We start from the raw sequence: 19774 nt of genomic DNA on the forward strand, positions 1-19774 counted from the left end.
GGCTCCGCCGGCTAGGTGAGGAGGCCGTTCAGCTCCTGCGTGAGCTGGGCGGCGATGCGCGCGTTGTCCGCGGGGGCGTGGGTGAGCCACTTCTGGCCGTCCGGCCCCTGCCGCGTCTGCGACATGTAGCGGCCCTGGTCGTTGTCGAACCAGGCGACCTGCGGCGCGCGCTGCTCCCGGCCGTGCCTGCCGCGCACCGTGACGCCGAACTGGCCGGCCCGCAGCCGAGGCCGCTCGAACACCGCTTCCAGCGCCCGGACCTGGCTGGACGCCGTGGAACGCGGCGCCATCGCCCGGGTGAACGTGGTGCTGCCGAAGTCCTCGTCCCGGCGCGGCGGTGGCGGCGGCGCCGACGTCGGCATCGGCACCGTGATCGACTGGCCGGGGCCGGGGCGTGAGCCGGGGACGAGGTCCACGACCGCGCGCACCAGCGCGGGCGCGCGCAACGTCTGCACCTTGATCTGGCGGTCGTCCATCACGGCGAGCACCGCGTTCTCACCCGCCGCGCCGGCGCGGGCCAGCAGTTGGCGTTCCACGTTGCGCGCGTCGAGCGACGCGACCGCGTTGAGCGAGTAGTCGAAGCGCACCAACAAGGTCAGCGCCTCCTCGACCTGGGGCGCGGCCCGGCCGCGGTGGGCCAGGCCGCGCGACTCCAGGTCGCGGTAGACGGCGTTGCGGATGCCGCGCCGCTCGTCGATCGTGTGCCCGAGGTAGGGGAACTCGAACGGGTACGGGCGGCTGCCGAGCTTCAGGTCTTCCCAGAGCATGTCGGCCGCCGCGTAGGACAGGGCGAACGAGAACACGCTCACCCGCCGATGACCGGCGGGGCGACCATGGTGCCGTCACCGAAGACGTCCTCGGTCTCGACCAGGTACGACGCGGACTTGTGCTCCTTGTCCTCGTCACCCTGGCCGCGCCCGCCACCGGCGCCCATGCCCGCGCCCATGCCGGCCGCGCCGACGCCACCGCGTCCCGCCGCGCCCGCGCCACCCGGTCCGAACCCGCCGGCGCCGGCGCCGGCGCCCGCGCCGGACCGTCCCGTCTCACCGAGCGCGGCCGAGCTGCCACCAGGTCCGAACCCGCCCATGCCGCCCATGCCGCCCATGCCACCGCGGCCGGCCGCGGCCATGCCGCCAGGCCCACCGGGGCCGCCGGGCATGCGACCCGCGCCGGGTCCGCCGCCACGTCCAGGGGCGCCGCCGGGCCCGTTGGGGTTGCCCGACCCACCGGGCCCGCGCGGGCCGCCGGGCGGAACCGGCCGTCCGGGACCACCGGGCGGGTACACGCCAGGCGGGTAGACGCCGGGGTTGCCACCGGGCAGGTTGTTGTTGCCGCCACCGCCGCCGGGTCCGGGCAGGTTCGTGTTGCCGCCACCGGTGCCGGGCCCGTTCAACCCGGACTGGTGCGTGCTGCCACCCGTGCCGAGCGACCCGGGGTCGCCGATGCCGGTGCCCGTTCCCGTGCCCATCCCCGTTCCGGTCCCGGTGCCCGTACCCGTCCCGATGCCGCCGGGCGGGGTCGGCCGGCCGCCGATCTCGGCTGGGCCTGGCTGGTTGGGATCGCCCGTACCGCCGCCACCCTGCATCGGCGGGGGAGGCGAGAAGGCCGGCATCGTCGAGCCCGACTCGTGGAAGCTCGTGGACATGGTCGTCATGACCTCGGCGGCCCGTTCGTGGGCCTGCTGCTTCTCCTCGAACTTCTGCTCGATCTGGTCGATCGTCTCCGCCCACTTGAACGGGTTGGGCTCGGAGAAGAACATCTTGTAGGCGTCGGCGGTGCTGAACTCGACCGGTTCGGGCATCGCGTTCTTCGCCTGCTCGGCGGCGGTGCTCTGGGCGTAGAGCTTGTTGCCCGTGAGCTGCGCGCCCTGGGCGGCGTTGCCGGACCAGTTGGCGACGTTCGTGAAGTACCCCTGAGCCGACTCCGCCGCCGCGCCCTGCCAGGCGCCCTTGCTCGCCGCGGTGGCGCTCGTCAGGTTGGACTGAAGTTCGGCGAGCGTGTTGCCGATCTTGGTCCAGGCCTCGCCCTGCTCGTTGGCGGTGCTCGGGGCCATGTTCGTGGTGACCATGTCCTTGAGGACCTTGTGGTCGTAGCCCATGTAGTGGGAGCCGGGCGGGGTCAGCGGCGGCCGGTAGTTCTCGACCACCTGTTCCAGCTGCTTCTCCTGCGTGGCCTGGTACTGCGCCGACTGCTGCTTGTAGCGCAGGTAGTCGTCGAACGTCGAGAGGTAGCCGAAGACCCCGGGGTTCGCGTCGCGCTCGCGCTCGTACTGCGCGCGCAACTGCTCCTCGGTCTGCCCCGCGTAGGTGACCTGGGTCGCCTGGGTGCTGCCGTGCGTCTGCGGCGGTGGCGGCGGCGGTGCGTACGGCGGCTGCGAGTTCGGCGGCGTCACAACGTTCTCCCCCCTCGGGTTACTTCGGCAGCTTGGATGCGATGGCTTCGGCGACCGCGGTAGCGGCGGCGCAGGACTCGTCCAGCGACGCGTTCGCGGACCCCGCGACGTCCACCCTGGAGGTCGGAGTGGCCTCGACGGCGATCAGGCAGGAGGTCTGCGTGGTCGACTGCTTGACCATCTTGGCCTTGCGCGAGCCGATGGTGATGTCCGACTGCTGGCCACCCGGCACGACGTCGTCCACGCCGAGGTCAGGGTGACCCTTGATCGTGACGGACGCCGAGGCGGAGACGCTGGCACCACACGTGTCGCCGATCCCCTCCTCGACGTCGGTGAGGTTCAGCTGGGAGGCGATGGAGTTCAACACCTCGCACTCGTCGAAGTCGGCGAGCGAGTCCGCACCGTTCGACGGCTTGGTGCTCGTGGTCGGCGAGGCCTTTTCGGTGGTCGTTGACGTGGCAGTGGTGGTCACAGCCGACGCGTCACCCGGCTCCTTGGTGGAGCACCCGGCGACGACCGCGCCCAGCACGACCACCGTCAGGACGACGCGAGCCGACAATCCCTTGATCAACTGTCTTCCACCTCAGTAGCGGTTGTAGGTGCCGGCGTTCGAGCTGTCGACCTCGCGGTAGTTCTCGATCGCCTTCTGCAGCGCCAAGCGGGCCTCTTCCAGCGCGACCCTCAACTGCTCGACCGCCGGAACTATGCCGGCCGTCCCGGCGCCGCCTTCGACGCTCTCCTGGTTGTAGCGGGCCATGGCCGTGCCGTCCGGGCTGGTGCCGAGCTTCGTCTCCTGGCGGAGGATCTGCAGGGCGCCGTCCATCCGCTGCAGATCCCGCTGGGCGCTGTCGATGGCCTTCAGGTACGCCTCGGCGCCCTCCTGGCTGATGGCGAACGAACCCGACTCGGCGGCCTGCTTCAGCCCCACCATGTTGGCCGTCATAGCCTGCATGGACTGTGCGCTCCACGCACCTTCCGCCGCCACGGTTACCCCCTGCGAGTCTGCCGATCCCAACCGTCACGGTACCTCCGGAAGGAGGACCATGTCTCGATTTTGACGGCACGGGCGAGCGCCTGGTTCCCCAGGTCACCCGAACGCGTCGGAGCCCTCCCCTCGCAGGTGAGAGGGCTTTGGCGGGCTGCTTCACCAACGCCGGAACCACCGTCGGCCCGTACCTGTCGACGGATCGCGGTCGTCCTGTCGAGCGCCGTGAGCCGGAACCGCGCAGGCCACCGACTCGATCACCGCGCACGGGCCGAAGTACGTGAAGTCCACATGACTACCGGCCGCGAACTGCTTGATCCGGAACGTCCGGATACCGACAGCAACAGGTCAGCGTCTTGGTTTCGACCGCCACGGCCGACAACCCGGCCGCCGGAACGCGCAGGAGCCCTCCCACCACGAGGGTGGGAGGGCTCCGCAAGAGACCAGGGCTCAGCCGAAACGGCCGGAGATGTAGTCCTCCGTGGCCTTCTGGCTCGGGTTGGAGAAGATCTTCTCCGTGTCGTCCACCTCGATCAGCCGACCGGGCTGGCCGACGCCCAGCAGGTTGAAGAACGCGGTCTGGTCGCTGACCCGCGCCGCCTGCTGCATGTTGTGCGTCACGATGACGATCGTGTACTCCTTCTTCAACTCCGTGATCAGGTCCTCGATCGCCAGGGTCGAGATGGGGTCCAGCGCCGAGCACGGCTCGTCCATCAGCAGCACGTCCGGCTGCACGGCGATCGCCCGCGCGATGCACAACCGCTGCTGCTGACCACCGGACAGCCCGCCGCCCGGCCGGTCGAGGCGGTCCTTCACCTCGTTCCACAGGTTCGCCCCGCGCAACGACCGCTCGGCCACCTCGTCGAGCTTCTTCTTGTTCCGCTCGCCGGCCAGCTTGAGCCCCGCCACGACGTTGTCGCGGATGGACATCGTCGGGAACGGGTTGGGGCGCTGGAACACCATGCCGATGGTCCGCCGCACCTGCACCGGGTCGATGGAGGAGGCGTAGATGTCCTCCCCGTCGAGCAGCACGGTGCCTTCCACCCGGGCGCCGGGGGCCACCTCGTGCATGCGGTTCAGCGACCGCAGCACGGTGGACTTCCCGCAACCGGACGGGCCGATGAACGCCGTCACGTTCTTCGGCGGCACGGCAAGCGAAACACCGTCCACGGCGTGGAACTTGCCGTAGAAGAGGTTGAGGTCTTTCACGTCGATGCGCTTGGCCATGACCGCCCGCTCACTTCGTCTTCGGAGCCAGCCACCGCGAGATCACGGTAGCCAGCAGGTTGAACAGCGTGATGATGATGACCAGGGTGATCGCCGCACCCCAGATCCGCTCGAAGCCGGCCTGCGTGGGGTTGTTGCGCTCCGAGGTCATCAGCAGCGGCAACGACGCCATCGGGCCGTCGAACAGGTTGTAGTTGATGTACGGCGCGTACGCGGCGAGCACGAGCACCGGCGCGGTCTCGCCCATGACGCGGGCCAGCGCCAGCATGATGCCGGTGATGATGCCGGACAGGGCCGTGGGGATGACGACCTTCACGATCGTCTTCCACTTGGGGATGCCGAGCGCGTAGGACGCCTCGCGCAGCTCGTCCGGAACGATCTTCAGCATCTCCTCGGTGGTCCGCACGATCACCGGCACCATGAGCAGCACCAGCGCGAGGGACACCGCGAAACCGCTGCGGCCGAACCCGAAGTACGTGATCCACAGCGTGTAGATGAACAGCGCGGCCACGATGGACGGCACACCGGTCAGGATGTCGACCATGAACGTGGTGGTGCGCGACAGCTTGGACCGGCCGCCGTACTCCACGAGGTACACACCGACGAACAGGCCGAGCGGCACGGACAGCAGACCGCACACCAGGCCTTGCACCAGCGTGCCGTAGATCGCGTGGTAGACGCCGCCGCCCTGCTGCCGGGACAGCAGGCCGGACAACGACTTCTGCCACCAGTCGCCGTCGAGGATCACCGGGAACCCGCGCTGGACCACCACGTACAGCACCCAGATCAGCGGCACGATGGCGATCAGGAACGCCGCGTACACGAGCGCGGTGGCGACGCCGTTCTTGAACTTGCGCGCGCCGCTGACGCTCTGGAACGTCGGCGGCGTGGCGAGGCGGTTCAGGTCCGCCGTGTCGGTCGTCATTCGTACTCCTTGTGACCGGCGACGATGGCCCGGGCGATGGCGTTGACGCCGAAGGTGAGCACGAACAGCACCAGACCGGCGGCGATGTAGGCGCCCGCCGTGCGCGGGTCGTTGAACTCGGGCGCCGCCAGGGCGATCTTCGACGCGAACGTCGCACCGCCGTCGAACAGGCTCCACGCGAACGCCGCGCCGGTGCCGCTGAGGATGATCGTCAACGCGATCGTCTCGCCGAGCGCTCGGCCGAGGCCGAGCATGGAGGCGCTGACGTAACCGGCCTTGCCGAACGGCAGCACGGTGGTCCGCACGACCTCCCACTTGGTGGCGCCCAGCGCGATGGCGCCCTCGACGTGGGTGACGGGGGTGCGGTCGAACACCTCGCGGCTGACCGCGGTGATGATCGGCAGGATCATCACGGCCAGCACGATGCCGGCGGTGAAGATGGTGCCGCCGAGCTCGATGCTGACGTTGCCCTCGGCGAACAGCGGGATCCAGCCGAGGTTCGAGGTCAGCCACTCGCCGATCGGCGTGAGCACCGGGCCGAGCACGAGCAGGCCCCACAGGCCGAAGATGATCGACGGCACGGCGGCCAGCAGGTCGATGACGTACGCGAACGGCCGGGCGAGCCGGCGCGGCGCGTACTGGGTGAGGAACAGCGCGATGCCCAGGGCGATCGGCATCGCGATGACCAGCGCGAACGCGGACGACACGACGGTCACCAGGAGCAGGTCCAGGATGCCGTACCGCATGTTGTTGACGTCGCCGGTCGACCACTCGCGGCTGGTCAGGAAGTTGACCTGGTCCAGCGCGAGCGACGGGATGGCCTGGAGCAGCAGGAAGACGCCGATCGCCGCGATCAGCACCACGATGAAGACGCCCGACCCGGTGGCCAGGCCTGCGAAGATCCGGTCACCCGGCCGGACGTGGGTCTTGTCGGCTTCCGTGGTCGGGGGAATCGGAGCCTCCGAGTCGGGTCGAGCGGCCGGAACGCCCGCGCGGGCACCGGTCGAACCGGTGCCCGCGGGGCTTGGGGCCACAGTGCGGTTGTTCATCGCAATGGCGTTCCCGGAGAGTGTGCCGGCCTGGTCAGGCGATCGCCTTGATGGCGGTCAGCAGCTTCTCCTGGAAGGCCTTGGGCACGGGAGCGTAACCCGCGGCCGCGAGGCCGGCCTGACCGTCGGTCGCGGCCACCGTGAGGAACGCCTTGACGGCCTTCGCGGTGTCGGCGTCGTAGCCCTTCGAGCAGACGATCTCGTACGTGGCCAGCAGCAGCGGGTAGGTGCCCGCCTCGGTGGAGCCGTAGATCGAGTCGAGGTCGAGCACCAGGTCGTTGCCGGAGCCCTTGATCTTCGCGCCGTCGATGGCCTTGCCGACCGAGGCGTCGTTCAGCTCGACCGGGCCGGCGCCGTTGTCGATCTTGGCGAGGGACAGCTTGTTGTCCTGCGCGAACGACAGCTCGACGTAGGTGATGGCGCCGTCGACCGAACCGGCGGCCTGCGCGACACCGGCGGACTTCTCCTTGGCCTCGCCGACGCCACCCTTGAACTGCTTGCCGTCGCCCTGGGTCCACGCGCCCTTGGAAGCGGCCTTCAGGTACTTCTGGAAGTTGTCCGTGGTGCCGGACTCGTCCGAGCGGTAGACGACCTTGATGTCCTTGTCCGGCAGCTTGGCGCTGCTGTTCAGGGCGGCGATGGCCGGGTCGTTCCACTTCTTGATGGCGCCGTTGAAGATCTTGGCGGCGACCTCGCCGTTCAGCGTGAGGTCGGTGACGCCCTCCAGCTTGTAGCCGAGCGCGACGGGGCCGAAGACCAGCGGCAGGTTCCACGCCGGGTTGCCCTTGCAGCGCTCGGCCGCGCCGGCGACCTCGCCCTTGCTCTCGGACAGCGGCGAGTCGGAGCCGCCGAAGTCGACCTGACCGCCGATGAACTGCTTCACGCCCGCGCCGGAGCCGGAGGCGTTGTACGCGAGGTCCGCGCCCTGGCACTTCTGCTGGTAAGCCTGGACGAACGTGTCCATCGCGTTCTTCTGAGCCGAAGAGCCCTCTGCGCTCAGCTTCGACTTGCCACCGCACTCGACCGGGGTGGACGACTCGCCGGCCGCCGCCGAGTTGGTCGAGCCGGTGGGGGCGTTGTTGTCGCTGCCGCACGCGGTGAGCAGAAGCGCACCGGCCGCGATCAGGCCGAGAACGGCGCCGTGTCGCTTGGTCTTCACCTGGGTCCTCCAGCTACGAAACCGAGTTTCGCGGCGAACCTCCGCCGCTCGACACGGACGGTAGGTAGCGAGGGTGGACAGGTGCCCAGGAGAAGGTGAACGACAGGTGAACACCACACGGGAGGTGACCGAGTACACCGCCTTTTGGGTGTCCCGTGACCTGCACGTTTGCATGACGTGACTGGTTTGTCACTACCGGGAGTACTGGACGTCCGAGTCCCAGCGCGTGAACCCCAACCGCCCGTACACGGCCAGTGCCGCAGCGTTGTCGGATTCGACGTACAGCATCACCTCGGTGAGACCGGTGTCCCGGAGGTGCGCCAGGCCCGCGAGGGTGAGGGCCTTGCCGAGCCCGCCGCCCTGCGCGTCCGGGTCGACGCCCACCACGTACACCTCGCCGAGGTCGGTGGTGTGCTTCTTCGTCCAGTGGAAGCCGAGGAGGCGTTCGTCGGCGTCGACGGCCAGCAGGAACCCGGCCGGGTCGAACCACGGCTCGCCTTCCTTCAGCCGCACGTCCTCGATGCTCATCGCGCTCTGCTCGGGGTGCCACGCGAACGCGCGGTGGTTGACGTAGACGACGGCCGCCTCGTCCCGACCCGGCACGAACGTGCGCAGCGTGACGCCCTCGGGCAGCACGGACGGCGGCAGGTCGTCGTCCAGGGGTCGGCGCAGCCTCAGCAGCTCGCGGACCTTGCGGTAGCCGAGCTTGGCGGCGAGCGCCGCGGCGCCGGGGTGACCGCCGTGCGACCAGACCCGGAGGGGTTCGGCGCGCTCGGCGACGGCCGTGACCAGCGCGGAGCCGACGCCGCGGCGGCGGTGCTCCGGGTGCACGGCCAGCTCGGCGACCTTGTTGCCGTCCGAGTCGCCGAACACGTCCAGGTGCAGGTAGCCGACCAGGACGTCGCCGTCACGGGCCAGCAGGTGGTTGCTGCCCCGGGCCTCCGGCCGCAGCCGCAGCACGACGGCCTCGCCGACCGGCGCCACGCCGTCGGCCGCCCGGGCATCCCCGAGCAGGCCGGACACCTCGTCGGCCTGCCGGGGGGACAACTCCTCGAACCAGCTCAAGTCCACGGGGAAAACCTACTCGGGACGATCCCGAGAGATCCTTAGGACCGGAAGATCAGCTCTGCCTCGTCGATCGTCGTGTCCGGCACGTCGACGGCGTGCTCCGGGCGGCGGGCGCTGCCCGGGCGCGGCGGGCGGACGAACTTGTAGCCCACGTTGCGCACGGTGCCGATGAGGGACTCGTGCTCGGGGCCCAGCTTGGCGCGCAGCCGTCGGACGTGCACGTCCACGGTGCGGGTGCCGCCGAAGAAGTCGTAGCCCCAGACCTCCTGGAGCAGCTGGGCGCGGGTGAACACGCGGCCCGCGTGCTGCGCCAGGTACTTCAGCAGCTCGAACTCCTTGTAGGTGAGGTCGAGCGGCCGGCCGCGCAGGCGCGCGGTGTAGGTCGCCTCGTCGATGACCAGCTCGCCGAGCTGCAGCGAGCCGTCGCCGCCGGGCTGGGTGGCGCCGCGCCGGGAGCGCACCAGGCGCAGCCGGGCGTCCACCTCGGCGGGGCCGGAGGTCGGGAGCAGGATCTCGTCCACGCTCCAGTCGGAGTTGACCGCGACCAGACCGCCCTCGGTGACGACCGCGACCACGGGCACGTCCACGCCGCTGGAGTCGAGCAGGCGGCACAGGCTGCGCGCGGCGGCCAGGTCCGTCCTCGCGTCGACCAGGACGATGTCGTGGGGGCCGGCCTCCAGCAGCGCCGACACCTCCGGGCGCAGCGGCCGCACCTCGTGCGGGAGGAGCGACAGCGCGGGAAGCACCGCCTCTGGGTCGGAGTCGGTGGTCAGCAGCAGCACGTCGATGCTCATCGCGGCGCCCTCTCGTTCGGCCGGTGCGTGGTCACCGACCAGGCACAGCGAAGTACGGTGACCGGGCCCCGTTGCCTGCGGATGACGGAGACGATACCGGTGCACACCACGAAAGACCCAGGTCAACAGGTCAGAGTCACAGTTGTTTCCACAAGCGTCACGCCTGTTACATCCATGTCACATGACGCTGTCCTCCTGCACGGGGTACACGTGAGATCCACATCGGCCGTGACGGACCTCGCGTTCGTGGTCGGCCACGGCTTCACCAACCACGTCCGGAAGCCGTTCGTGACGCGGGTGTTGCGCCGGTTCGCACGGCACGGCGGCGTCGTCGCGCTGGACTTCCGCGGCCACGGCCGCTCGGCCGGCCGGTCCACCGTCGGCGGCGACGAGATCCACGACCTGGCGGCCGGCGTCTCGCTCGCCCGCGACCTCGGGTACCGGCGGGTCGCGACGGTCGGCTTCTCGATGGGCGCGTCCATCGCCCTGCGCCACGCCGGCCTGCACGAAGACCGCCCGGACGCGGTCGCGGCGGTCAGCGCGCCGTCCCGCTGGTGGGTGCGCGACACGGTGGCGATGCGCCGGGTGCACTGGCTGCTGGAGCAGCCGCACGGCAGGCTGGCCGCGCGGGCGCTCGGCGTGCGGCTGGGCGCGCCGTGGACGATCGCGCCGGAGAGCCCGCTGGAGGTGGTGCACCGCATCACGCCGACGCCGCTGCTGATCGTGCACGGTGAGCAGGACCACTACTTCGGCCCCGCGCACGCGGTCGCGCTGCACCGCGCGGCGGGCGGCGCGGCGGAGCTGTGGTTGGAACCCGGCGTCCGCCACGCGGAGTCGGCGATGACGCCGAGTCTGGTAGACCGGATCGCGACCTGGCTGGACGAGCGCTCCCGACCGGCCCACCCCCGACCGAACGCAGAAGGATCATGACCGGGACCGAGACGACCAAGCGCCGCCCCCCGCGGGGCCGCAAGCTGATCATCGCCGCCCTCGTCCTCTGCGGGCTGCTGGTCGCGGCCGACTTCGGGCTGGCCGCGGCGGGCGAGTACCAGGTGGCGCAGAAGATGCGGGAGAAGTTCGGGCTGAGCGAGGACCCGTCGGTCCGCATCAACGGCTTCCCCTTCACGACGCAGGCGCTCGCCGGCGACTACAAGGACATCGAGATCAGCGCGACCGGCGTGCCGGTGCGCGAGCAGCTGCGCGACCTGGAGATCCGGGCGAACCTGCACCACACCCGCATCGGCCTGTCCGACCTGCTGTCGGGCAACACCCGCGGCGCGAAGATCGACCAGGTCAAGGGCAGCGTCAAGATCAAGGCGAACGACCTGAACCGGCTGGTCAACCAGGTCACGCCGTTCACCGACATGGTGATCGAGCCGGACACCAGGGCGCAGCAGGCCGTCGAACCGGCCGGCGAGCAGCCCGCGGTGTCCAAGGCGTCGGACCCGACGGTGGCCGCGGTGAAGCTGTCGGGCACCACGACGGTCGCCGGCCGCAAGCTCCGGATCTCGGCGTTCGGGACGGTGTCGCTGGTCGACGGCCAGGTGGTCATCGCGATGCAGGACGTCGAGCTGGACGACACGTCGCTGGCCGGCCTGGACGCCGTGCTGAGCGTGGTCCGGCAGGCGTTGAGCGTGACGATCGACCCGGGCGCGCTGCCCTTCACGGTGACGCCGACCGCGGTCAAGGTGGAGCGCGGCGCGTTCACGCTGGAAGGCTCCATCAACGACATCCCACTGGACCAGGGCGGCGGCTGATGACCGGGTTCTGGGCGTTGCTGGGCGCGGTGGCGGTGGTGGCGGTCGTCGGCGTGGTGTTGCGTGCACGCAACGGTCGTGTGCGCCTCGCCGCCCCCCGCGCGGTCGTGCCCGGCGCCGTCCCGCCCGCCCCGGTCCTGCCCGGCCCCGTCCGCGACCTGCTCGACCCGGCCGCGCCGGTGACCCTGGTGCAGCTGTCCACGACGTTCTGCACCACGTGCCGGCAGACCAAGGCGCTGCTGGCCGACCTCGCGCGCCGCACCGAAGGGCTGCGGCACGTCGAGCTGGACGTCACCGACCTGCCGGACGTGGCGGCCGACCTCGGCGTGCTGCGGGCGCCGACGACGCTCGCGCTGGACCCGTCCGGCGCCGAGCTGCTGCGCGTCGGGGGCGTGCCGAAGGGCGACACGTTGCTCGCGGCGTTGCGCCCACACCTGCCTGGACCGATCGGGTGAACCTGGGAACTCCCACCTGATGGACGCCACTCCCGACAGAAGGGATGAACGGCTACCCTCGACCGCATGACCACGCTGCTGACCAAGCGACTCGCGGTGGACCTGTGCCGCGTGCGCAGCAGCCTGTGTCGCGCGGCGCGCTGACCGGGCGGCCCTGGCAGACCGCACGCCCTTGACGGACGTGTGCGCTTGCCCCTAACACCGCCTGAAGACGGACTGCCCAGTCTTGTCCAACGTCAGGAGGTCGCCGTGCCGAAAGATGTCCCCGTGGACCCGCGTGGTCCGCGATTCAGCGCCTGGATCACCACCGCGATCCTCGCGGTCGTGCTGCTGACCGGGTCGTGGCGGCTGCTCGCCGCGCAGACCGTGCTGTTCGGCATGTGCGCGTTCATCTCGCTGAAGCTCAACCCGTGGGGCCACGTCTACCGGTTCGCCGTCCAGCCGAGGCTCACCCCGACCACCGAACGCGAGGAAGCCGCCCCGCTGCGGTTCGCGCAGGGCGTCGGGTTCGTCTTCGCGCTGGTCGGCACGGTGGGCTACGCCACCGGCCTCACCGCGCTGGGAGTCGCCGCGACCGCCGCGGCACTGGTCGCCGCGCTGCTCAACGCCGCGCTCGGCCTGTGCCTCGGTTGCGAGATGTTCCTGCTCCTGCGCCGCTACGCGCCCGCGCTCGCCCGACCCCAGTCGACACCGTCGCAGTAAGAACGAAGAAATGGGAGCAGCTCGATGAGCCGTGAAGACGTCCTGGTCTCGGCCGCTTGGTCCGAGGAGAACCTCACCACGCCCGGCGTGGTGTTCGTGGAGGTGGACGAGGACACCACCGCCTACGACGGGGGTCACATCCCGGGCGCGGTGAAGATCGACTGGAAGAAGGACCTCCAGGACCCCGTCCGCCGCGACTTCGTCGACCGGGCCGGTTTCGAGAAGCTGCTCTCCTCGCGCGGCATCGCCAACGACGACACCGTCGTCCTCTACGGCGGCAACAACAACTGGTTCGCCGCCTACGCCTACTGGTACTTCAAGCTCTACGGCCACCAGTCCGTCAAGCTCCTCGACGGCGGCCGCAAGAAGTGGGAACTCGACGGCCGCCCCCTGGACAAGGAGGTCGTGGTCCGCCCCGAGACCACCTACACCGCCCAGGAGCAGAACCTCGCCATCCGCGCCTTCCGCGACGAGGTCGTCGACTCCATCGGCAACAAGAACCTCGTCGACGTCCGCTCCCCCGACGAGTTCTCCGGCAAGCTCCTCGCCCCCGCCCACCTCCCCCAGGAGCAGGCGCAGCGCGCCGGCCACATCCCCAGCGCGATCAACGTGCCGTGGAGCAAGGCCGCCAACGAGGACGGCACCTTCAAGTCCAACGAGGAACTCGCCGAGATCTACGGCGAGGCCGGCTTCGACGGTTCCCGCAAGACCATCGCCTACTGCCGCATCGGCGAGCGCTCCTCCCACACCTGGTTCGCCCTGCACGAGCTCCTCGGCCACGAGGACGTCAAGAACTACGACGGTTCCTGGACCGAGTACGGCTCGCTCATCGGCGTCCCCGTCGAGCTCGGCACCGGCAAGGAGGCCTGACATGAGCCTGGACGGCTGCGGCGCGCCCCAGCAGGGCGTTGACATCCAGGTCGGCGCGAACGAGGTCGTGCTGACCGGCAAGGTCCGCTCGGAGGGTGCTCCGGTCGGTGGCGCGTTCGTGCGCCTGCTCGACTCGTCCGGCGAGTTCACCGCCGAGGTCGTGTCCTCCTCGGACGGCGACTTCCGCTTCTTCGCCGCGCCCGGCACCTGGACGATCCGCGCCCTGCACCGGTCCGGCAACGGGCAGGCGTCGGTCAACGCGGAAGGGCCGGGCGTCCACCCGGTCGAGGTCGCGGTGGCCTGAGACCAGGGGAGCGCACGGGTCCGTCCCGGCGCTACCTCTCGCCGACCCCGGTGGCGTTCGCCACCGGGGTCGGCGGCTTTGCGGGGCAGGTGCCTAAACTGGGCGGGTGGAACACTTCTTCACAGGATTGCTGGTCCTCGTGTCCCTGCTGGTCGTGTGGTTCGCCGGGTACGTCGTGTACCGGCTGTACTCCGACCAGCGGTGAGCGACAACGGGCCCGTTCCGGGCAGTGGTGACGCGGCCGTCCGGGCCGCCGCTTCGCGCGCGTCGGTGACGGGCGCGCGCAACCTGCCGCAGTTCGACGACCTGCCGATCCCGGCGGACACGGCGAACCTGCGCTCCGGCCCCTCCCTGCACGACGCGTGCCTCGCGCTGCTGCCGCTCGTCGGCGTGTGGCGCGGCGAGGGCGAGGTCGTGTACCCGACGATCGACGGCCCGTACCGGTACGGGCAGCAGATCACGTTCGCGCACGACGGCCGGCCGTTCCTCTACTACGAGGCCCGGTCCTGGCTGCTGGACGAGAAGGGCGCGGTGATCCGCCAGGCGGCGCGGGAGACCGGCTTCTGGCGCCCGCAGGCGGACGACACGATCGAGGTGCTGATCACGCACAACACCGGGATCGTGGAGCTGTACTACGGCAAGCCGCGCACGCAGACGTCCTGGGAGTTCGGGACCGACGCGGTGATCCGCACGGCGACCGCCAAGGACGTCACCGCGGCCCAGCGGCTGTACGGCATCGTGAACAACGGCGACCTGGCGTACGTGGAGGAGCGGGCCATGGTCGGCCAGCCCCTCCAGCCCCACACGTCAGCCCACCTGCAGAGGTACGTGGGCTGAGCTGTGTTGAATGGCCGCTGCTCCGCAGACGGCGGCTCGGCCGCCCGGAAGTCGGCCGCTCACGCCTGATTCGCCGACGATCGAAAAGCGTGATCGCCGGCGAATGAGTCGCGAACGACCGACGCGGCCTCGCGGCGTGTGGTCGCCGGCCGAGTGGTAGTTGGCGCGGCCTCTCGGGGCGTGGTTGACGATTGGTTCGGGGTTGGGTTGGATTGTTCAACAATCCTCCTTTAGGCTGTTGTTATGCGGTTGCGGCGGTGTGGGGCTGACGCGGTGCTCGTCGAGGTTGGGTCGCTCGACGAGGTGGAGGCCGTGCGCGCCGCGGTGGCTGCGGCGCGGTTGCCCGAGGTCGTCGAGTTGGTGCCGGCCGCCCGCACGGTCCTGGTCGTGACCAGGGCCGGAGGCATCGAGGCGGTGCGGAGGGTTCTCGACGCGGTCGAGCCCGGCCGGCGCGTCGAGGCGCCGTCGACCGAGGTGGTGCTGCCGGTCCGCTACGACGGGCCGGACCTGGACCTGGTCGCCGAGACCGCGGGTCTCACAACGGCCGAGGTGGTCGCGTTGCACTCCGGCACGACGTACCAGGTCGCGTTCTGCGGGTTCGCCCCCGGCTTCGCCTACCTGACCGGCCTGCCCGAACCGCTGCGCCAGCCGCGCCTCGACTCGCCGCGCACCAAGGTCCCGGCGGGGTCGGTGGCCGTCGCGGGCGAGTTCACCGCCGCCTACCCGCTGGCCACGCCCGGTGGGTGGCGGTTGATCGGCCGCACGGACGCGCCGCTGTTCGACCCGCGCCGCGACCCGCCGGCCCTGCTCGCCCCCGGCCAGCGCGTCCGGTTCGAGGCGACCCGATGACGGCGCGCGCCCTTCGCCCCCGCACGGTCACGATCCTGAGCACCGGGCCGCAAGCGCTGGTCCAGGACCTGGGCCGACCGGGGCACGCGCACCTGGGCGTCCCGCCCTCCGGCGCGCTGGACCCGCCGTCGCTCAGGCTCGCCAACCGCCTGGTCGGCAACGCCGAGGACGCCGCCTGCCTCGAAGTCCTGCTCGGCGGCCTGGTGCTGCGCGCCAACGCCTCCTGCACGGTCGCGGTGACCGGCCCGTCGACCGCGGTCCTGGTCAACGGCGTGGCGCGCGACTCGCCGTTGCACCTCGCGCCCGGCGACACCCTCACCGTGGGCACGCCGCGGACCGGCCTCCGGTCGTACGTCGCCGTGTCCGGCGGCGTCGCCGTCCCACCCGAGCTGGGCAGCCGGTCCACCGACCTGCTGTCCGGCCTCGGCCCCGCGCCGCTGCGCCCCGGCGACGAGGTGCCGCTCGGCGACCCGACCGGGGTGCCGGTGGGCGTGGACGTCCTGGCGCCCCTGCGGGTGCCGGACGAGCTGGACGTGCCGGTCGTCCTGGGTCCGCGCGACGACTGGTTCGACTGCCCGGCCGACCAGCTCCGGGCGGGCCGGTGGACGGTGTCCGACCGCGGCAACCGGGTCGGCATCCGGCTCACCGGCACCGCGCTCGGCCGCACGCCGCGCCGGGTCGGCCGCGAGCTGCCCAGCGAGGGCCTGGTCACGGGCGCGGTGCAGGTCCCGGCGGACGGCCTGCCGGTCGTCTTCCTCGCCGACCACCCCACGACCGGCGGCTACCCGGTGATCGGCGTGGTGCCGGCGCACGCGCTCCCGCTGCTCGGGCAGGCCAGGCCGGGCACCCGGTTGCGGTTCTCGCCGCAGGGCTGAACGGACGCGATTGGTCTAGACCCAGTCGTTCGGGCGACCGAGCCGCCGTCTGCGGAGCAGCGGCCAAAGGCAGGGTCGCGTCGGTCTCCCGGGCGACCGAGCCGCGACGCCGGAGGCGGCGCGATCAGATTCAGTACTCCGACTCGTACAGCTCCGCCAGTCGGGTGTGCAGGTCGGTCGAGTCCGGCAGGGTCTTGTCGTCCAGCGTGTGCACGCGGGTGACCTTGCGGACGCTCGACACCAGGAACACGCCGTCCGCCGAGTACAGCTCCTCCACGGCGACCGGGCGGACCTCGGTGGTCCAGCCGGCGCGCTTGGCGGCGTTGAACAGGGCGGCCTGCGTGGTGCCGGGCAGGATGCCCAGGGTGGCGGGCGGCGTGGTGAGGGTGCGGCCGCGGGCCATGACCAGCGTGGACGTCGGGCCTTCCAGCACGGAGCCGGACGACGTGGTGAACACGACCTCTGCCGCGCCGCGCCGCTCGGCTTCGCGCAGCGCCGCCATGTTGACCGCGTACGACAGCGACTTCGCGCCGAGCAGCAGCCACGGCGCCCGGTCGGCGAGGCCGGGCTCGATGCCCCGGTCCAGCGTGACGGCGGCGATGCCCTCGGCGCGCTGGGCCAGCACCTTGGGCGAGATGTCCATGCCCAGGGCGAAGCCGGTGGGCGCGCCGTCACCGCCTTCGACGCCACGCGTGTAGACGAGCTTCAGCGCGACCTCCGCGCCGCCGGTCCAGTTGCCCAGCACCAGGGAGCAGGCCCGCTCGAACGCGGCCCGGTCCGGTTCGGGCAGGTCGAGCATCGCCGCGGAACGGGCCAGCCGGTCGAGGTGGGGGCCCAGCTCACGGGGCTTGCCGTCGACGACCAGGATCGTCTCGAAGACGCCGTCGCCGCGCACGAGCCCGAGGTCGTCGACCCGGATCAGCGGCGCGTCGGGGTCGGCCAGGGTTCCGTCGAGTAGTGCGAGCACGCGCATACCGCGAGCCTACTCACGGCCTACCATCGGATTCGTGGACACCGCCCGCGCGCCGCAGGCCCTTCGCCAGACACTGCACGAACGGGGCATGCGGATGACACCCCAGCGCCAGCTCGTGCTGGACGCCGTGCGCGAGCTGGGGCACGCGACACCGGAGCAGATCTGCCAACGCGTGCAGGTCACGGCCCCCACGGTCAACATCACCACGGTCTACCGCACGCTCGACCTGCTGGACCGGCTCGGCCTGGTCCGGCACACGCACCTCGGGCACGGCGCGCCGACGTACTCGGTGGACGAGCACGAGCACGTGCACCTGGTGTGCCACCGGTGCGGGCGGATGGACGAGGTGCCGTGCGAGCTGCTCTCGCCACTCGGGGGAACACTGCGGGGGCAGTACGGGTTCGAACTGGATGCGAGCCACCTCGCGCTGTCCGGCACGTGCCGCGAATGCCTGGCCGGAAGTGCCCAGAAGGAGTCCGAGTGAATTCTCCGCTGTTGACCGCACCGGGTGCGATCGCGCCGTTCGAGGGCGCTCCCGACCAGGGCGTGCCGTGGCACTTCGGCGACCCGTTCGCGGAGCAGCGCGCGGCGGCCCGGTCGGTGGCCGTGTTCGACCGCTCGCACCGGGCCGTCATCGCGGTGGCCGGCGACGACCGGCTGACCTGGCTGCACTCGCTGACCAGCCAGCACTTCACCGCGCTGGGCGAGGACCAGGGCACCGAGATGCTCATCCTCGACGTGCAGGGCCGCGTCGAGCACCACGCCGTGGTGGCGAACACGGGCGGTGTCGCCTACCTCGACACGGAGTCGTCGCGCGCCGCCGACCTGCTGACCTACCTGACCAGGATGGTGTTCTGGTCGAAGGTGGAGCCGCGGGACGCGTCGGCCGACCTGGCGGTGCTGACCGTGGTCGGGCCGGACGTGCCCGCGCTGTTCGACAAGCTGGGGCTGCCGCTGCCCGGCGGGCCGCACGGCGTCGTCGCGCTGGAGGGCGGCTTCGCGCGCCGCATGCCGTGGCCGGGGCAGGACGCCGTGGACCTGGTCGTCCCCCGGGCGGGTCTCGCGCGGTGGTGGGAGGACCTGACGGGCGCGGGCGCGCGTCCGGCGGGGAGCTGGGCGTTCGAGGCGCTGCGGGTGGAGTCCCTGCGGCCGCGGCTCGGCGTGGACACCGATGAGAAGACCATCCCGCACGAGGTGAACTGGATCGGTTCCGCGGTGCACCTGGACAAGGGGTGCTACCGGGGCCAGGAGACGGTGTCCAAGGTGCACAACGTGGGCCGTCCGCCGCGCCGGATGCTGCTGCTCCACCTGGACGGGTCGCGCGAGGTGCAGCCGGAGACCGGCGACCCGGTGCTGGTCGACGACCGGGTGGTCGGGCGGGTCGGCAGCGTGGCGCTGCACCACGAGCTGGGCACGATCGTGCTGGCGCTGGTCAAGCGGTCGGTGTCGCCGGAGACGGAGCTGCTGGTCGGCGCGGAGGACCGGCGGGTGCAGGCGACCGTCGACCCGGACTCGGTGCCGCCGGACACCCCCGGCCTGGGCCGCGAGGCGGCGCGCAACCTCGGCCGCTGATTCCGGACCGGAAAACCGGCGACCGCCCCTGCCTGCGGTTCCGCGCCCCGGACGGGTCGCCGGAGCGGTGACGGGGGCGGGTTCTGTGCCAGGATCACGGCATGTCCCGACCCGGATCCCACGGCACGCTGCTCACCGTCGCCCCCACCGGGGCCGAGCACGCGAAGGCCGACGTCCCCCAGCTGCCGGTCACCTTGGAGGAACTGGTCCGCACGGCCGAGGCGTGCGAGCAGGTCGGCGCCGCGATGGTCCACGTGCACATCCGCGGCGCGGACACCAGGCCGACGCTGGACCTCGGCCTGCTCAAGGAGACGGTCGCGGCCCTGCGGGAGCGCACGAACCTGATCGTGCAGCTGTCCACGGGTGGCGCGGTGACCGACCCGGAGGCCGACCGGCTGCGGGTGCTCGACGCCCTGCCCGACTCGGCGTCCTGCACCATGGGCACGGTGAACTTCGGCGACGACGTCTTCCTGAACCGCTGGGAGTTCGTCGTCGCGCTGCACAAGGGGATGCAGGAGCGGGGCATCGTCCCCGAGTACGAGATCTTCGACATCGGCCAGCTGGCGTCGTTGCGGCGGCTGCTGGACCAGCACGGGCTGCCCGCGGGCGGCAAGGTGCACGTCGACCTGGTCATGGGCGTGCCGGGCGGGATGCCGGGCGACGCGGAGACGCTGGTGGCGGCCTTGCGGCTGCTGCCGGACGGCGCGTCGTTCTCGGCGACGGGCATCGGGCGGACCACGTTGCCGGTGATGCTGACGGCGCTGGCCGCCGGCGGCCACCTGCGGGTGGGCATGGAGGACACCATCACGTACGCGAAGGGCCAGCCGGTCCGGGACAACGCGCAGCTGGTCGCACGTGCGGCGGGGTTGGCGAAGATCGCCCAACGACCGCCGCTGTCGCCCGCGGACGCGCGTGCCCTGCTGGGCGTGCGCAGTCCGGTACAGGTTTGAGACAACTTTGGAAGCAGGTTTGTGTTGGCGG

At 71.3% G+C, this 19774-nt stretch carries 24 protein-coding genes; 13 read left to right on the plus strand and 11 right to left on the minus strand.

What is annotated here, in order from left to right; all coding sequences use genetic code 11:
- Nucleotides 1-11 precede the first annotated feature (11 nt).
- The 10 genes from ACRAKH_RS33235 to ACRAKH_RS33280 all read right to left on the minus strand — a co-directional run bounded on the left by ACRAKH_RS33235 (nt 12) and on the right by ACRAKH_RS33280 (nt 9599).
- Nucleotides 12-809 carry an ESX secretion-associated protein EspG gene (locus tag ACRAKH_RS33235; RefSeq protein WP_380730239.1) on the minus strand — a complete coding sequence of 266 codons (798 nt, stop codon included), beginning with the start codon at nt 807-809 and terminating at the stop codon, nt 12-14.
- The gene (locus tag ACRAKH_RS33240; protein ID WP_447009513.1) at nt 806-2392 is read right to left on the minus strand and encodes a hypothetical protein; all 1587 of its coding nucleotides are present in this window, start codon (nt 2390-2392) and stop codon (nt 806-808) included. Before ACRAKH_RS33240 ends, ACRAKH_RS33235 begins: the two co-directional genes overlap by 4 nt.
- A gap of 19 nt (nt 2393-2411) precedes the next feature.
- A complete protein-coding gene (locus tag ACRAKH_RS33245) occupies nt 2412-2963 on the minus strand; it encodes a DUF3558 family protein (RefSeq protein WP_380728152.1) in 552 nt (183 codons plus the stop codon).
- Between the two features lie 12 nt (nt 2964-2975).
- On the minus strand, nt 2976-3344 hold the full coding sequence (locus tag ACRAKH_RS33250; protein ID WP_380728150.1) for a hypothetical protein: 369 nt from the start codon (nt 3342-3344) through the stop codon (nt 2976-2978).
- 483 nt (nt 3345-3827) lie between these two features.
- On the minus strand, nt 3828-4604 hold the full coding sequence (pstB, locus tag ACRAKH_RS33255) for a phosphate ABC transporter ATP-binding protein PstB (protein ID WP_380728148.1): 777 nt from the start codon (nt 4602-4604) through the stop codon (nt 3828-3830).
- A gap of 10 nt (nt 4605-4614) precedes the next feature.
- Nucleotides 4615-5529, minus strand: a complete 915-nt coding sequence (gene pstA, locus ACRAKH_RS33260; RefSeq protein ID WP_380728146.1) for a phosphate ABC transporter permease PstA — start codon at nt 5527-5529, stop codon at nt 4615-4617.
- A complete protein-coding gene (gene pstC / locus ACRAKH_RS33265; RefSeq protein ID WP_380728144.1) occupies nt 5526-6578 on the minus strand; it encodes a phosphate ABC transporter permease subunit PstC in 1053 nt (350 codons plus the stop codon). Before pstC ends, pstA begins: the two co-directional genes overlap by 4 nt.
- 34 nt (nt 6579-6612) lie before the next feature.
- Nucleotides 6613-7737 (minus strand): phosphate ABC transporter substrate-binding protein PstS, encoded by a 1125-nt coding sequence (gene pstS, locus ACRAKH_RS33270; protein WP_380728142.1) that lies wholly within the window; start codon nt 7735-7737, stop codon nt 6613-6615.
- Between the two features lie 192 nt (nt 7738-7929).
- Nucleotides 7930-8808: a mycothiol synthase gene (mshD, locus tag ACRAKH_RS33275; protein ID WP_380728140.1), complete on the minus strand. Its 879-nt coding sequence runs from the start codon at nt 8806-8808 to the stop codon at nt 7930-7932.
- Between the two features lie 35 nt (nt 8809-8843).
- A complete protein-coding gene (locus ACRAKH_RS33280; protein WP_380728138.1) occupies nt 8844-9599 on the minus strand; it encodes a winged helix-turn-helix domain-containing protein in 756 nt (251 codons plus the stop codon).
- Between the two features lie 210 nt (nt 9600-9809).
- On the opposite strand from ACRAKH_RS33280, the gene ACRAKH_RS33285 reads away from it, so the two are divergent.
- The 10 genes from ACRAKH_RS33285 (at nt 9810) to ACRAKH_RS33330 (ending at nt 16248) form a co-directional block, all read left to right on the plus strand.
- Complete coding sequence (locus ACRAKH_RS33285) at nt 9810-10529, plus strand: alpha/beta hydrolase family protein (RefSeq protein WP_380728137.1); 720 nt, start codon at nt 9810-9812, stop codon at nt 10527-10529.
- Nucleotides 10526-11356 (plus strand): LmeA family phospholipid-binding protein, encoded by an 831-nt coding sequence (locus ACRAKH_RS33290; protein WP_380728136.1) that lies wholly within the window; start codon nt 10526-10528, stop codon nt 11354-11356. The genes ACRAKH_RS33285 and ACRAKH_RS33290 overlap by 4 nt, the downstream gene beginning before the upstream one ends.
- The gene (locus ACRAKH_RS33295) at nt 11356-11811 is read left to right on the plus strand and encodes a TlpA family protein disulfide reductase (protein ID WP_380728135.1); all 456 of its coding nucleotides are present in this window, start codon (nt 11356-11358) and stop codon (nt 11809-11811) included. The genes ACRAKH_RS33290 and ACRAKH_RS33295 overlap by 1 nt, the downstream gene beginning before the upstream one ends.
- Before the next feature lie 66 nt (nt 11812-11877).
- Complete coding sequence (locus tag ACRAKH_RS33300; RefSeq protein ID WP_360462167.1) at nt 11878-11955, plus strand: putative leader peptide; 78 nt, start codon at nt 11878-11880, stop codon at nt 11953-11955.
- Nucleotides 11956-12060: 105 nt separating this feature from the next.
- A complete protein-coding gene (locus ACRAKH_RS33305; protein WP_380728133.1) occupies nt 12061-12513 on the plus strand; it encodes a DUF4395 domain-containing protein in 453 nt (150 codons plus the stop codon).
- 24 nt (nt 12514-12537) lie between these two features.
- On the plus strand, nt 12538-13383 hold the full coding sequence (locus tag ACRAKH_RS33310; protein ID WP_447009185.1) for a sulfurtransferase: 846 nt from the start codon (nt 12538-12540) through the stop codon (nt 13381-13383).
- Nucleotide 13384: 1 nt separating this feature from the next.
- Complete coding sequence (locus ACRAKH_RS33315) at nt 13385-13687, plus strand: DUF1416 domain-containing protein (RefSeq protein WP_380729082.1); 303 nt, start codon at nt 13385-13387, stop codon at nt 13685-13687.
- 201 nt (nt 13688-13888) lie between these two features.
- On the plus strand, nt 13889-14524 hold the full coding sequence (locus ACRAKH_RS33320) for an FABP family protein (protein WP_380729081.1): 636 nt from the start codon (nt 13889-13891) through the stop codon (nt 14522-14524).
- Nucleotides 14525-14767: 243 nt separating this feature from the next.
- Entirely contained in the window at nt 14768-15373 is a 606-nt protein-coding gene (pxpB, locus tag ACRAKH_RS33325) for a 5-oxoprolinase subunit PxpB (protein ID WP_380729078.1), read from the plus strand.
- Nucleotides 15370-16248 carry a 5-oxoprolinase subunit C family protein gene (locus ACRAKH_RS33330; protein WP_447009514.1) on the plus strand — a complete coding sequence of 293 codons (879 nt, stop codon included), beginning with the start codon at nt 15370-15372 and terminating at the stop codon, nt 16246-16248. Before pxpB ends, ACRAKH_RS33330 begins: the two co-directional genes overlap by 4 nt.
- 130 nt (nt 16249-16378) lie before the next feature.
- Here the strand turns inward: ACRAKH_RS33330 and ACRAKH_RS33335 are convergent, their stop codons facing one another.
- Nucleotides 16379-17221: an aminodeoxychorismate lyase gene (locus ACRAKH_RS33335; protein WP_380729074.1), complete on the minus strand. Its 843-nt coding sequence runs from the start codon at nt 17219-17221 to the stop codon at nt 16379-16381.
- A 34-nt stretch (nt 17222-17255) separates the two neighbouring features.
- On the opposite strand from ACRAKH_RS33335, the gene ACRAKH_RS33340 reads away from it, so the two are divergent.
- From ACRAKH_RS33340 to ACRAKH_RS33350, 3 genes are all read left to right on the plus strand, one after another.
- Nucleotides 17256-17705, plus strand: a complete 450-nt coding sequence (locus ACRAKH_RS33340; RefSeq protein WP_447009515.1) for a Fur family transcriptional regulator — start codon at nt 17256-17258, stop codon at nt 17703-17705.
- Complete coding sequence (gene ygfZ / locus ACRAKH_RS33345; protein ID WP_380729072.1) at nt 17669-18793, plus strand: CAF17-like 4Fe-4S cluster assembly/insertion protein YgfZ; 1125 nt, start codon at nt 17669-17671, stop codon at nt 18791-18793. The genes ACRAKH_RS33340 and ygfZ overlap by 37 nt, the downstream gene beginning before the upstream one ends.
- 101 nt (nt 18794-18894) lie before the next feature.
- Nucleotides 18895-19743, plus strand: coding sequence for a BKACE family enzyme (locus ACRAKH_RS33350; protein WP_380729070.1), 849 nt, complete (start codon nt 18895-18897; stop codon nt 19741-19743).
- Nucleotides 19744-19774 lie beyond the last annotated feature (31 nt).

Source organism: Saccharothrix hoggarensis, from assembly GCF_052936025.1.